The 13,194-nt window shown below is 69.9% G+C and carries 11 protein-coding genes; all 11 read left to right on the plus strand.

The genetic code is table 11. The annotated features are described in order from the left end of the window. The first annotated feature begins 18 nt into the window (after nt 1-18). The 11 genes from LO762_RS02250 to LO762_RS33315 all read left to right on the plus strand — a co-directional run bounded on the left by LO762_RS02250 (nt 19) and on the right by LO762_RS33315 (nt 13,074). Nucleotides 19-2,181 (plus strand): tetratricopeptide repeat protein, encoded by a 2,163-nt coding sequence (locus tag LO762_RS02250; protein ID WP_230611977.1) that lies wholly within the window; start codon nt 19-21, stop codon nt 2,179-2,181. Nucleotides 2,182-2,278: 97 nt separating this feature from the next. Continuing rightward, nucleotides 2,279-3,268, plus strand: a complete 990-nt coding sequence (locus LO762_RS02255) for a TauD/TfdA family dioxygenase (protein ID WP_230611978.1) — start codon at nt 2,279-2,281, stop codon at nt 3,266-3,268. Next, nucleotides 3,268-3,927, plus strand: coding sequence for a peptidoglycan DD-metalloendopeptidase family protein (locus LO762_RS02260; protein WP_230611979.1), 660 nt, complete (start codon nt 3,268-3,270; stop codon nt 3,925-3,927). Before LO762_RS02255 ends, LO762_RS02260 begins: the two co-directional genes overlap by 1 nt. A 343-nt stretch (nt 3,928-4,270) precedes the next feature. Continuing rightward, the gene (locus tag LO762_RS02265; RefSeq protein ID WP_230611980.1) at nt 4,271-4,528 is read left to right on the plus strand and encodes a hypothetical protein; all 258 of its coding nucleotides are present in this window, start codon (nt 4,271-4,273) and stop codon (nt 4,526-4,528) included. 42 nt (nt 4,529-4,570) lie between these two features. Next, complete coding sequence (locus tag LO762_RS02270; RefSeq protein ID WP_230611981.1) at nt 4,571-6,400, plus strand: glycoside hydrolase family 15 protein; 1,830 nt, start codon at nt 4,571-4,573, stop codon at nt 6,398-6,400. 53 nt (nt 6,401-6,453) lie between these two features. After that, entirely contained in the window at nt 6,454-7,110 is a 657-nt protein-coding gene (locus LO762_RS02275; RefSeq protein WP_230611982.1) for a hypothetical protein, read from the plus strand. 87 nt (nt 7,111-7,197) lie between these two features. Then, nucleotides 7,198-7,983 (plus strand): DeoR/GlpR family DNA-binding transcription regulator, encoded by a 786-nt coding sequence (locus LO762_RS02280; protein WP_230611983.1) that lies wholly within the window; start codon nt 7,198-7,200, stop codon nt 7,981-7,983. 127 nt (nt 7,984-8,110) lie between these two features. Further along, nucleotides 8,111-9,025 (plus strand): SIS domain-containing protein, encoded by a 915-nt coding sequence (locus tag LO762_RS02285; RefSeq protein WP_230611984.1) that lies wholly within the window; start codon nt 8,111-8,113, stop codon nt 9,023-9,025. Further along, a complete protein-coding gene (locus tag LO762_RS02290) occupies nt 9,025-9,993 on the plus strand; it encodes a 1-phosphofructokinase family hexose kinase (protein WP_230611985.1) in 969 nt (322 codons plus the stop codon). The genes LO762_RS02285 and LO762_RS02290 overlap by 1 nt, the downstream gene beginning before the upstream one ends. A gap of 5 nt (nt 9,994-9,998) precedes the next feature. After that, nucleotides 9,999-10,877, plus strand: coding sequence for a class II fructose-bisphosphate aldolase (locus LO762_RS02295; RefSeq protein ID WP_255684701.1), 879 nt, complete (start codon nt 9,999-10,001; stop codon nt 10,875-10,877). A gap of 253 nt (nt 10,878-11,130) precedes the next feature. After that, on the plus strand, nt 11,131-13,074 hold the full coding sequence (locus LO762_RS33315; protein ID WP_230611987.1) for a DNA/RNA helicase domain-containing protein: 1,944 nt from the start codon (nt 11,131-11,133) through the stop codon (nt 13,072-13,074). The last annotated feature ends 120 nt before the right edge of the window (nt 13,075-13,194 follow it).

The raw sequence follows: 13,194 nt of genomic DNA on the forward strand, positions 1-13,194 counted from the left end.
ATCCGAAAGGGACGGGCGATGGTCTTCGGTGAAGAGATGCGCCGCCGCCGGAGGGCGCTCGGGCTCTCGCTCCAGGGCCTCGCTGACCTCGCCTATTACAGCAAGGGTCATCTGAGCAGGATCGAGAACGGCAGGAGCACGCCGCAGCCCGACTGCGCGTGGGCGATCGACGGAGCGCTGAGGGCCGGCGGAGAACTGGCGGGCGTCCTTCCGGACCTGCCCAGAAGGTCCACGGAAGTCCTTCCCCCGTCGGGGCTGCCCCACGACCCTCCGCACTTCGTCGGCCGAGGCGCAGAGCTCACCAGGCTGGTCGCTGAGCTGTCCGCGGTGCGCAACGACCCCGGACACGCGGGGGTCTGCGCGATCAACGGCATCGCGGGCGTCGGGAAGACCGCCCTGGCCATCAAGGTGGCGCGGGCGCTCTCCCGACGCTTCTCCCAGGGGATCCTTTTCCTCGACCTCCACGGTCACACCGCGGACCGGTCGCCGATGACCTCTGCCGACGCCCTAGCGATCCTGCTCGGCAGGCTGGGCCTCCAGGCGCCGGCCGACGCCGACGAGCGGGCCGTCCTGTTCGGACACCACCTTGGTCTGCGCCAGGTCCTGCTGGTCCTGGACAACGCCGTCTCTGCGGAGCAGGTCAGGCCGTTCATTCCGCGGACGTCCGCGGCGCGGCTGCTGGTGACGAGCCGCGCCCGGCTGTCGTCGCTCGACGAGGCGTCCCACCTCAGGCTGGGACCGCTGTCGGAGGAGGACGGGGCCGAGCTGCTCGGGGCGGCGGTGCCCGGGGCGCACGAGGAGTCGCTGGTGAGGCTGATCCTCGAACTCGGAGGAGGACTACCGCTCGCGCTCACTATCCTCGCCGCTCGCGTCGGCGACCAGTCGCTTCCCGATCTCGCGACCTCGATCAGAGGTTCCGAGGACCGGATCGGGGAGATCAGCGACGGAGAGCGCAGTCTCGTGTCGACGTTCGAGACCTCCTTCCGGGCGCTGCCCGATGAGGAGCGGCGCTTCTTCGCCCTGCTCGGCGTTCACGGGGCTGTCCTCTGGAACGCGGATCGGGCGGCAGCCCTGGTCGGCGTCGACGTGAGCACCGCCGCCCGGAGCCTGGAGCGCCTGGCCCGGGCCCGCCTGATCGAAGCGCGTCCCGGCCGCAGGTTCCAGTTCCACGACCTGGTCGGCGAGTTCGCCCGGCGCAAGGCCCGTTCGGAGGTGTCGGCCGAGACCCGCGCGGCCGCGATCCGACGGCTGCTCGCCAGGACGCTCGATCTGGTCGACAGGGCCGACTCCCAGATCGTTCCCGATCGTTACCGGCCTCCGGTGCTGCGGACGGCGGCCTTGGCCCCGTTCACCGACGCGGCCGAGTGGCTGGCGACCGAACAGGCCGATCTCGTCGCCCTGTGCGGCCTCGCCCACGCCGAGAACGAGGACGCGTCCTGCTGGAAGCTGGCGGCGCTCCTGCGCGGGCACTTCTTTCAGACCAAGCAGTGGGACGACTGGATCAGGACCCATGAATGGGCGCTGGCCTCGGCGCTGCGTGACGGCGACCGCGACGGCGAGGCGATGACGCGCAACAACCTAGGCCTCGCCCTCATGGAGCTGGGCCGCCTGGACGAGGCCGACGAGCACTTCCGCGTGGTCCGCGGCCTTCCGCAGCGCAACGCGCGGATGAACGCGCTGGCCAACCACGCGTCGATCCTTTACTACCGGGGCAGGTACGAGGAGTCCCTGAGGGACAACCACGAGGCGCTCGCCTTCTATCGTGCCGAGGGCATCGACAGGAACGTCGGGATCACCCTCAGGAGCATCGCGCTCGTCGAACTCGAACTGGGTCTGCCCGAGCAGGCGATACGCCATCTGACCGAGGCGCTGGAGATCTTCGATCCCCTGTCGCTGGACGCCGTGATGGCCCTGAACTGCCTCGGCGAGATCTGCTTGCGCTCCGGAGATCCCGCCGAGGCCGAGGTCTGGCTGAACAAGGCAGTCAAGGCGATCGAAGCGTCCCGTGAGCGTGGGAGCCCGTACGAGCGGGCGCGCGCTCTGAGAGGGCTCGGGGAGGCGGCGTCGCTCGGCGGACGTTCCGCGGAGGCGCGCGAGCACTGGCGGCTCGCGCTGGACCTCCTGACTGACCTGGGAGCGCCGGAACGCTCAGCCGTCGCCGATCTCATCGCGGGCGTCTGACCGTTTCATGGGATACGCAACGGGCAACAGTTCCACCGCTTCAATCAGGCGACAAGGGTGTGAACTAAATCATTCCCGGCACCATGGAGCGAAGATCATGACATCGGTTCTCGTCGGCTCGGCCGATCTCCCTCTCACCTCGAATGAGGTCGCAAAGATCACCGACCTCGCGAAGTACGTCTCGGCGGATCCGGAGCTCGACCCCGAGGAGTTCTGCCACGAGGCCGCCAGGGCCGCAGTCCATCTCCCGAACCGGGTCGCCGAGGCCCTGCGGGGCTTCCGCCGCTCGGGCTCGGCCACCGGAGTCCTCACGTTCTCGGGACTGCCCGTCGGCGACCTCCCGCCCACGCCGGAGGACAACACGAGGAACCTGGGCATGCGCACGCTCCTCGCCCGGGTGCAGGCGATCTTCAACGAGTTCCTCGGTTCCATGGTTGCCTACCAGGGTGAGGGCACCGGTCTGCTGTTTCAGGACATGGTCCCGGCGCGCTCCGCGGCGCGCGTCCAGACCAGCATGAGCTCCGCGGTGGAACTGGAGGTCCACACTGAGCAGGCGTTCAGCGACCTGCGTCCCGACTACCTCAGCCTCGCGTGTCTGCGAGGGGACCCCGCCGCGACGACCTACGCGATCACCGCGCGGCAGCTGGTGGCCTACTTCACCCGGGAGGAGGTCGACACCCTGCGCGAGCCCCTCTGGACGACCACGATCGACCTGTCGTTCCTCGCCAAGAGCGACGTCTACGCCTCCGACGAGGTGCGCGGCCCAATGCCGATCCTCCGAGGTGCCCCCGACGACCCCTTCCTCCTGCTCGACCTGGACCTCATGCGCGGCGTCACCGCCGAGGCGCGGGAGCTCCTGAAACGGATAGGCGCGTTCTACAGGGCCGAACGCACCGCTCTGACCCTCGCTGCAGGTGATCTGGTGTTCATCGACAACCTGCGCGCGGCGCACGGCCGGTCGGAGTTCCTCGCCCGCTTCGACGGAACCGACCGGTTCGTGATCAGGAGTTTCGCCGTCCGCGACCTTACCCGCTCCCGGCACGCCCGTCCCGGCGACTGCCGCCGGGTCCTCGCCGTCCACAGCTGATGGCCTTCCTCCCTGGCCTCTTCGAGCGGTCGCGGCTCCTGATCCTGGACTTCGCCCGGATCCCGGCCGCGGCCGAGCCACACGAGGACATCTCCCGGTTCTTCGCCGACCACGAGGACGCGGCCCTCCCGCACCAGCGTCAGCGGTTCAACGATCGGCTGATAGCCGCGTCCGGTTTCCGGTATCTGGTCGGTCGGCACGGCGAGGACCGTTCGGCGCTGCTGTCCGGTTCGCCGATGGCGGAGGAGGGGCGTGTCGTGCACCTGGGCGTCGACGTGTTCTGCACCGAACTTGAGCCGGTACACGCACCCTGCGACGGCACCGTTCTGCGCGCGGGATTCGAGGAGCAGCATCGCGGATACGGCTACTATCTGGTCTTCCAGCCCGATTCTCCTTCGCTGCCGGGCTTCTTTCTTGGGCACCTGTCGGCCGAACCACCAACGATCGGCTGGGTTCGGGGCGGCGAGCGGATCGCCAGGATCGGCGATCGCGCGTCGGGGGAGAACGGCGGCTGGTCACGCCACTTGCACGTTCAGGCGTTGGCCGCGCCCTTTCCTGAGGGAACGCCGCCCGGATACTCCACGGTCGCGGGATTCCCCGCCGCCTGCGCTCTCCACCCGGACCCGATGTCCTTCTTCCCGGCGTGGCGTCTTCGGTGACGGCCTTCCCGGCGTGGCGTCTTCGGTGACGGCCGTGGGGGGCGGTGCTGGGAGAGCGGTGGCCTGGACGCCCGCTGGGACGGGTGGATGATGGTCGTTCGGCGTGGTCGATTTGCCCCCCAGGGCCACAACTTGCGGGGACGCGTCCGCTGCCCACCCGGCGACCGCAGTGAACGACCAAGCCCCGGCCAGCATGGACGCGACCGTGACCGCGAACGACACCAGCCGGTGCCGCACCCCACGCCGATCCCGAGGATCGGGAACTCAGGATGCCGATGACGTGAGTGACCTTCCGCTTCCATGCCTGGGGCGGTGTCGTCGCGATCGGGCCGAGCGCTATGTAGTGGGTGCGCACCTGCAGGTCGGATCTCAAGATCCGATTCCCTTCCAGGACGGCCGGATGGTCGGGGATGAGCGCGCTGGCGACGAGGCGCTCCGCCGAGATATCGACCAGCGCAAGAAGATCGTCGCGGATGCCGCCAGCGTCCATGTCACGCTCGATCGCGGCTCGGACGGATTGCGGTCAGCATCGAAGCCCGCGTCCAGGCCGCCACCGCCGAAGAGGCGAGCACCTGATCTCATTGAGGAGGTGGGCGACTGATCCTGGGGGGTGGGGGTATCTCCACTTTTGGGGGAGAAACGGATGAGTCGGAAGCCGATCGCTGATCATGCGCTGCTGTCGGACTGCCGGACGGCGGCGCTGACGACCCGCGACGGGTCGGTCGACTGGCTGTGCCTGCCCAGGTTCGACGCGCCGTCGCAGTTCGCCGGGATCCTCGACGACGCGGCGGGCCACTGGTCGATCCGTCCTTCGGACGGTGCCTTCAAGTCACGCAGGTACGTCGAGGACACCCTCGTGTTGGAGACGGTCTTCGAGGCGGGCGATACCGAGGTCGTCGTGACGGACGCGCTTGCGCTGGGCCTGAATGACCACGCCCACGGGATAGGTGCTCACGCGCCCCACCTACTCGTGCGCGTCGTCGAGTGCAGGGGCGGGGACGCCGAGGTGGACGTCGAGTTCGAACCGAGGCCCGAGTACGGCCTCATCCACCCGCTGCTTACCGAGATCGAAGGCGGGATCAGCGCTTACGGCGGCGCGGACAGGCTGATCCTGACGACGCCCGTCCCGTTGGCGATCGCCGAGGGCGCGGCGCGGGGCAGGGCACGGGTCGCCGAGGGCGGCCCGCTCGCCTTCGCGCTGCACCACGCCTACCTGGACGGCCCTCCCGCGCGCGTCTGGTCGCAGCAGGAGCTGCTGCGGCGGCTGGCGCGGACGGAGCACGCCTGGCGCACCTGGTCGGACGCCCACCAGGCGTACGAGGGCCCCTGGCGCGAGGAGGTCCGGCTGAGCGGCCGCGTCCTGCAGGCGCTCACCTGCCAGCCGACCGGCGCGATCGTCGCCGCGCCCACCACGTCGCTGCCCGAGGCGGTCGGCGGCGAGCGCAACTGGGACTACCGGTTCACCTGGGTCCGCGACGCCAGCCTCACCATGGGCGCCCTGTGGGTCGCCGCCTGCCCCGACGAAGCCACGAGGTTCTTCTCCTTCCTCACCACGACGGCGGCGGGGGCCGTGGACGAGGAGCTGTCCCTCCAGATCATGTTCGGCGTGGACGGAAGGCACGACCTCACCGAACGATCGTTGAAGCACCTCGACGGATGGCGCTCAAGCCGTCCCGTCCGGGTGGGGAACGGCGCCTGGGACCAGCGTCAGCACGACGTCTACGGGGAGCTGCTGGCGGCCGCCCGCAGGCTGGCCGACTACCTGACCGACATGGACGACGCGACCCGCGCCTTCCTCGTCGCCTGCGCGGACGCCGCCGCGCACCACTGGCGCGACCCCGACCAGGGCATCTGGGAGGTGCGCGGAGAGCCCCGCCACTACCTGCACTCCAAGGTGATGTGCTGGGCGGCGCTCGACCACGCGGTCGCCCTGGCCGACCTGCTGCGCGCGCACGACAGGGTCCCTGAATGGACGCGTGTGCGCGACGAGATACACGCCGAGGTACTACGCCGCGGCTGGCACCCCGAGGTGGGCGCGTTCACCCGCGACTTCGATTCCACCGACCTGGACGCCTCCGCCCTCACCCTGTCGATGACGGGCTTCCTGCCCGGCGACGACCCGCGCGTCGTCGCCACGATCGACGCGATAGCCGCCGGACTCACCGACAAGCGCGGCCTCGTCCACCGCTACCGCGCCCCCGACGGCCTGGAAGGCGACGAAGGCACCTTCCTGCTCTGTACCTTCTGGCTCGCCCACGCCCTCGCCTTGGCGGGCCGGAAGGACGAGGCGGTCGAAGTCTTCGAACGCACCCTCGCCTACGGCAACGACCTCGGCCTCTTCTCCGAGGAGATCGACTCCACGACCGGCGAGCACCTGGGCAACTTCCCCCAGGCGTTCAGCCACATCGGCCTGGTCAACGCCGCCTGGGCCATCTCCCAGCTCGTCCCGCCGGAGGATCTTGACGCACGGTGAGAGAGACGGGTCGAATGTCGGCTTCGACCGATCCGTCAATGTTGGGATGTCCGATGCCTCCTCCCCGCCGCCGTTGGGATCTCGCCCGGCTGACGAACGCCGTCTTCGTCGGCTACCTGACGCTGACCGTCGTCGGCGGCCTCGCCTTCCTGGCGTTCGTCGAAGGAGGCAGCGCCTTTGGGATCGGCGGCTCCCTCGTCTGCCTGTCGATCGACACGGGCGCGTCCTCCGCCGAGGCGCAGCGCGTGCTGCGCGATCTGGGCGGGATCGTGCCGGATGTCGGCGTTGTGCTCGACGGGCTCCGGGTCTGCGACCGGACGCCGAGCACCGAGCAGTACCTGTGGAGCTTTCTCAGCGTGACGCCGACGTACCTGTTGTCCCTGCGCGTGCTCCAGGTGGTCGCTCAGACGGCGCGGGCGGCGCGGGACGGCGGGAGGGTCACCCCGGCCGTCGCGGACCGGCTCCGGGCGCTGGGGTGCGCGCTGGCCGTCGGCGGGACCGTCGCGTGCCTCGTTGAGGCGGCGGCGCGGGTGGCGCTGGTGAACACCGTGGTGCTCCCCGACGGCCTACTGCGCAGAGATCCCGCGTGGGCCGCCTACGAGGTGCTCGTTGACGGCCTTCCGTTCACGCTCCTCCTCATCGGAGGAGGGCTGCTTCTGCTCGCGCGAGCGGTACGGGACGAGGCGGCGAAGCGTGTGATGGCGGGCTGAACTCCGGGAGCGGTGCAGAATCTCGGTGTCGGCGGTGCGCGTTCGTGATCGCCGACATCGTTTTCTACGCATCGAGGGAGCATGTCCGTGAACCGTGACGAGCGCCTGAGCGCCGTTCTCGAACTCGTGGCGGAGCGGGGGAGGGTGGACGTCGATGAGGTCGTCGGGGCGCTGGGAGTGTCGGCGGCGACCGTGCGGAGGGATCTCGACCAACTGGCGCGGCAGCGGCTGCTGACGCGGACGCGCGGCGGAGCGGTCGCCAACGGGGTGGCCGTCGACCTGCCGATGCGGTACCGGACGGCGCGTAACGCCGAACAGAAGGAGCGGATCGCGCACGAGGCGGCCCGGCTCGTCACCAGGGGGATGGTCGTGGGGCTGAACGGGGGCACCACCACCACGCGGCTCGCGGCGGAACTCGCCACGCGAGCCGACCTCACGGGCTCCGCGCAGGAACCCGCTTTCACCGTCGTGACGAACGCGCTGAACATCGCGTATGAGCTGACCGTCCGGCCGCAGGTGAAGGTGGTCGTCACGGGCGGGGTGGAGCGGCCGCAGTCGTACGAGCTCATCGGGCCGCTCGCCACCCGCATCCTGCAGGACGTCTCCCTTGACGTCGCGTTCCTCGGGGTGGACGCGGTGGACCCGGAGGCGGGCGCGACCGCCCACCACGAGGGAGAGGCCAGCATCAACCAACTGCTCGCGTCACGGGCGCGCAGGGTCGTCGTTGTGGCGGACTCCTCCAAGCTGGGCGGTAGGGCGTTCGCGCGGATCTGCGGGATGGCTGACGTGGACGTGCTCATCACCGACACGGGGGCGCCCTCGGACGTCGTCGCGCGGTTCGCCGAACGGGACGTCGAAGTGCGCACAGTCTGATCAGTACTGCTCGTAACTGATCGAAACAACTCTCTTCTTGACAGAATCAATCAGAAAGGCGATGCTCGGTGCGCCCTCCGGCGTCCCGCGCCGGTCCGGGCGCGGCACACGAGGGAGGACGACGGGGATGGACGCGAGCGGCATCGGGGGCACCCACCTGGCACGGGAGATCGCGACACAGCCGGGCGACTGGCTGGACGCGGCCGCCAAGGCCGGTGAGCACGCCGCCCTCCTTCCCCGTCCGGGCGAGCGCGTCGCGGTCGTGGGCTGCGGCACCTCGTTCTACATGGCCCAGTCCTACGCCGCGCTGCGCGAGGGCGCGGGCCAGGGCCTCACCGACGCGTGGGCGGCCAGCGAGCACAGGCTGGAACGCGGCTACGACAGGATCATCGCGCTGACCCGCTCAGGAACCACCACCGAGGTGCTGCGCGTTCTTGAGCGATACGGGAGCCTCGCGACGGTCATCACCGCGGACGGCGCCACCCCGGCCGTCGAACTCGCCGACGCGATCGTCATGGCCGACGTGGACGAGCGCTCCGTCGTCCAGACGCGCTTCGCCACGACCGCGCTCGCCCTCCTGCGCGCCTCCCTGGGCGAGGACCTCACCAGGGCGTCACGCGACGCGCAGGCGGTGCTCGACGAAGGCGACGCAGGGCTGGGCCCCGCCCTGCACGCCGACCAAGTGACGTTCGTAGGACGCGGCTGGACTGTCGGCCTCGCGGAGGAGGCAGCCCTGAAGCTGCGCGAGTCCGCGCAGGCGTGGTCCGAAAGCTACCCCGCGATGGAGTACCGCCACGGCCCGATCAGCGTGACCACCGAAGGCAGGGTGACGTGGGCGTTCGGTGACGTGCCCGCAGGGCTGCCCGCGCAGGTACACGCCACCGGAGGCCACTTCGAGCACGCGCAAGGCCGCGACCCGATGGCCGACCTCGTCCGCGTCCACCTGCTGTGCCTCGCAAGGGCCGCCGCCGCAGGGCTCAACCCCGACGAGCCGCGCGGCCTGACCCGTTCCGTCGTCCTCGACGCCGCGCAGGTCCCCTGATGCGACCCGGCGGGGTCCTCGCCGTCACGCCGAACCCGGCCCTCGACGTCACCTACCGGGTGCCTCAACTCGTCCCCGGACGCGTCCACCGGGTCGCGGAGATGGCGGTGCGCGCGGGCGGCAAGGGCGTCAACGTGGCGCGGGTGCTGCACCGGCTCGGCGCGCCGTGCGCGGTGCTCGGCCTGGGCGGTGGGCCCGGCGGCGCCCGGCTCGCCGCCGAACTGGAGGCGGACGGCCTCGACGTGCGGCTGGTCGACGCGCTCCCCGACGTGCGTAGGACGGTCGTCGTACACGGCGCTGACGGCGTCACGACCTCCTTGTGGGAGCCGGGGCCGCCGCCTCACGACGCCGCGAAGGCCGAACGGCTGCTTCTGGACTCCGTCCTTACGGGGCTCCCCGACTCAGGCGCCGTCACCGTCTCCGGAAGCCTGCCTGTCGGCGTCGATCCTGAACTGCCCCTACGCGTCGCCGCCCTGTGCGCCGAGCACGATGTACCCGTTGTCCTCGACCTGGACGGCGCACCCCTGCGCGCGGCCGCCACGGCCGGGGGAGCGGTGCTGATGCCCAACGAGGACGAACTCGCCGCGCTCACCGGAGAACGTCCCGACACCCCCGCCGACGCCGCCCGCCTTGCGACCGCACTCCTGCACACCGGCCCTACGGCCGTCGTGGTGGCGACGCTCGGAGCGCGCGGCATCGTCGCCGTAGGACGTGCCGGTGCTGTGCACGCGCGGCTTCCCTCGCCCGTCCAGGGCAACCCGACCGGCGCGGGTGACGCCGCCTGCGCGGCGGTGGCACGTGCGCTCGCGCGCGCCGGGTCGGCCGCCGCCCTCGACCTCAGGCGGATGGCCGTGGACGCCGTCGCCGTGTCGGCCGCCTCGGTGCTCCGCCCTGTGGCGGGTGACCTTGACCTCGCCGCCTACCGGCGACTGACCACGGAGATCGTTGTGGAGGACCCGTGCCGCTGACCCCCATGGCGGAGATCGTCGCCGCAGCCCGCGCCGCCGGTCGCGGCCTGGGCGCCTTCAACGTCATCCAGCTCGAACACGCCGAGGCGATCGTCGCGGGCGCCGAGCGCGCGCGGCTGCCCGTGGTGCTCCAGATCTCGGAGAACACCGTCGCCTACCATGGCGCGCTCGCCCCCCTCGCGGCCGCGGCGCTGGCCATCGCCGAGGCGTCCTCGGTGGACGTTGTGGTGCACCTGGACCACGCGACCCGCCCCGAGCTCGTCAGGGAGGCCGTGGGCCTCGGCATCCCGTCCGTGATGGTGGACGCGTCGGCGCTCCCGCACGCCGCGAACGTCGCGTTGACCGCCGAGCTGACGGCCTGGTGCCACGCCCGCGGCGTCTGGGTGGAGGCCGAGTTGGGCGAGATCGGCGGCAAGGACGGCGCGCACGCCCCCGGCGTCCGCACCGACCCGCGCGAGGCCGCCGCGTTCGTCGCCGAGACCGGCGTGGACGCCCTCGCCGTAGCCGTCGGCTCCTCCCACGCCATGTCCACCCGCGACGCCGTCCTGGACGACACCCTCATCGCCGAGATCGCCGCCCACGTCCCCGTCCCCCTGGTCCTCCACGGCTCCTCCGGCGTCCCCGACCCGGGCCTGGTCTCCGCCGTCCACCACGGCATGCTCAAAATCAACGTAGCCACCCACCTCAACCGAGCCATGACCACCACCCTCCGCCAAACCCTCCTCACCCACCCCACCCTCACCGACCCCCGCAAATACCTAACCCCCGCCCGAACCGCCATAACCACCGAAGTAACCCACCTCCTCACCCTCCTAGCCCCCGAAGGCTCCGCAGCAGGAAGTCCCGGTAGCGCCATCCGCGACCCTCATCGTTCCAGCCATTGACGGTGGTCGCGCCCCACCCAAGGGCGGATCCGCAAAGCCACCGGCCGCCACCCCGAGTGCCGGGTGGGCCTGCGGCCGCCCATATAGGGCGGGGCGCGGTCGGTCGCCTGTCCAAGACCTGGCCGATCTATGGGCAAAATAGGGCATATGCATTTTCATCATGATCTAGCTGGATCTAGATCATGGTGGAGAAGATTCTTCGTGTGAGGGATGCCCGGTGTCACAGACCCCCCGATGCGCGCGGCGGAGCACTGTGAGGACGCTCAGGGAAGAGCTGACCAGCCCTTCTGTGTCGCAGAGAGCCTTCGTGCGTGCCCTGAGCGCCCACTACAAGGAGGCGACGGGCAGGACCGCTTCCCCCGGCCAGAAGAAGGCGTGGGTCAACAGCCTGTCGAGCCTCACCGCAGATCTCATGGACGCGGGCCTCGACAGACTGGAGATGATCGTCGAGTACGTGATGCCGACGAACAAGAGCAGCCAGGCCGACGTCGTGCTGGCGGGCGTTGATCGACTTGGCCGGGACGTCCTGATGGTGGTCGAGCTGAAGCAATGGGGCACGGTCACCCCTTATGAGGACGACGCGTCCAGCGATGCGGACTGGGCTGTGGACGGAGAGGGCGGTCCAGGGCCAGAGCTCTTCGTCGTTCCGGGCCTGCCGACTCCCCAGGCGCATCCGCTCGACCAGTTGGAGGGTTACTGCTCGACGATCACCCACTACTGCGGAATGGTCGGTGGCCGGGAGGAGGTCGTGCATGGCGTCGTCTATCTGCACGATGCTCAGCGGTCGTCTGTGGAAGACCTGTTCCGGCGCGCTCCGCAGCCGCGCAGGCACATCTTCACAGCCGACCGGCGAGGCGAGTTCATCCGGTATCTGCGCGAGGTCTTCGCGCCCGAGCCCGGATGGGACGTCGCCGACCGCTTTCTGAGCGGTGTCGTGGTTCCGAGCCCGGCTCTGCTCGACATGGTCGCCGACATCGTCGCGGGTCGGCGGCACTTCACCCTGCTCGATCAGCAGGTGGACGCCTACAACGCGGTGGAGCACGCGGTGCGCAGCGCCAGGAGCGACAGGGCCCGACGCGTGGTGGTCGTCGTGGGCCGCGCGGGATCCGGCAAGACGGCCATCGCCCTGGAGCTCCTGGGCCGTCTGTCCGGACGGGGGATCCGCGTCGAGCTCGCGGCGGGGTCGGCCGCGATGGCCAAGACGGTCCAGAAGGAGCTGGCCGGGAACCGCAAGGGCCATGCGAAGCTCGTCAACAAGTTCCACCGCTACGTCGACCCGGACCGGGAGCTCGACGTTCTGATCGTTGATGAGGCCCACAGGGCGAGGGACAGGACGCGGATACAGCGCCATGCCCGCTACACCAGCGACGAGCATCAGCTGAGGACGCTCATCAAGGCGGCGCGCGTCACCGTTTTCCTGACGGATCATCATCAGAGCATCAGGCCGAACGAGTGCGGGACCGTGACGGCCATCAAGAACGCCGCGCAGGAACTCGACGTGCACTTCTACCCGGTCATCGAGTTGGAGCAGCAATGGCGCTGCGGAGGGAGCAGCGTTTACGAGGGGTGGCTCCGTGCGGTTCTCGGCCTTGGCGCGGAGGACCTTGAGGCGCGTGCGGACCGGAACGTCGAGAAGTGGCCGGGCGACCCTTCCTTCGACGTGAAGATCGCGTCCTCTCCCGCCGTTATGGAGGATTTCCTGCGGTCGAAGATCGAAGCCGGGCAGTCCGCGCGTATCGCCGCCGGTTACTGCTGGCGGTGGGACAAGAATCCCGAGGGCGAGCTCACCAAGGACGTACGCATCGGTGACTGGGAGCGCCCATGGAACAGTCCGTGGCCAGGCAGGTTGGGGAACGTGCCGCCCTCGTCGCTCTGGGCGAGTCAGGACGGTGGGTTCGATCAGATCGGCTGCGTCTACACCGCGCAGGGGCTCGAGTACGACTGGGCGGGTGTGATCATCGGGGATGACCTGGTCGCCCGTGGCGGGCGTCTTGTCGTGGACAGGAACAAGAACGCGGATCAGGTCGTACGCGCCAGCCAGGTCTCGGATGAGCGTTTTGACCAACTCATTCGCAACACCTACTACATCCTGCTGACTCGGGGACTGCGTGGTGTTGTGATCTGCTCGACGGATGAGGAGACGCGTGCTTATCTTCGTGACCTGATCGGCGGGTCGCCGGAGGCGTGCCTCGACTGATGCTCCGCGAAATGCGGGGCGTCACCTCGGGACGCGGGGCTAGGCTGATTCTTGTTCAGGCGGCATGGCGGGCTTCCGGGGGTGGTTCCGGAACATGTCCCCGCTCGCGCGAGGGTTTGT

Origin of the sequence: Actinocorallia sp. API 0066, from assembly GCF_020991275.1 — a bacterium.
Taxonomy (GTDB): domain Bacteria; phylum Actinomycetota; class Actinomycetes; order Streptosporangiales; family Streptosporangiaceae; genus Actinocorallia.

Excerpts from the sequence above, each read along its gene's own strand:
- LO762_RS02250 (WP_230611977.1), top strand. The coding sequence starts at position 19 with ATGGTCTTCGGTGAAGAGATGCGCCGCCGCCGGAGGGCGCTCGGGCTC.
- LO762_RS02255 (WP_230611978.1), top strand. The coding sequence starts at position 2,279 with ATGACATCGGTTCTCGTCGGCTCGGCCGATCTCCCTCTCACCTCGAAT.
- LO762_RS02260 (WP_230611979.1), top strand. The coding sequence starts at position 3,268 with ATGGCCTTCCTCCCTGGCCTCTTCGAGCGGTCGCGGCTCCTGATCCTG.
- LO762_RS02270 (WP_230611981.1), top strand. The coding sequence starts at position 4,571 with ATGAGTCGGAAGCCGATCGCTGATCATGCGCTGCTGTCGGACTGCCGG.
- LO762_RS02275 (WP_230611982.1), top strand. The coding sequence starts at position 6,454 with ATGCCTCCTCCCCGCCGCCGTTGGGATCTCGCCCGGCTGACGAACGCC.
- LO762_RS02285 (WP_230611984.1), top strand. The coding sequence starts at position 8,111 with ATGGACGCGAGCGGCATCGGGGGCACCCACCTGGCACGGGAGATCGCG.
- LO762_RS02290 (WP_230611985.1), top strand. The coding sequence starts at position 9,025 with ATGCGACCCGGCGGGGTCCTCGCCGTCACGCCGAACCCGGCCCTCGAC.
- LO762_RS02295 (WP_255684701.1), top strand. The coding sequence starts at position 9,999 with ATGGCGGAGATCGTCGCCGCAGCCCGCGCCGCCGGTCGCGGCCTGGGC.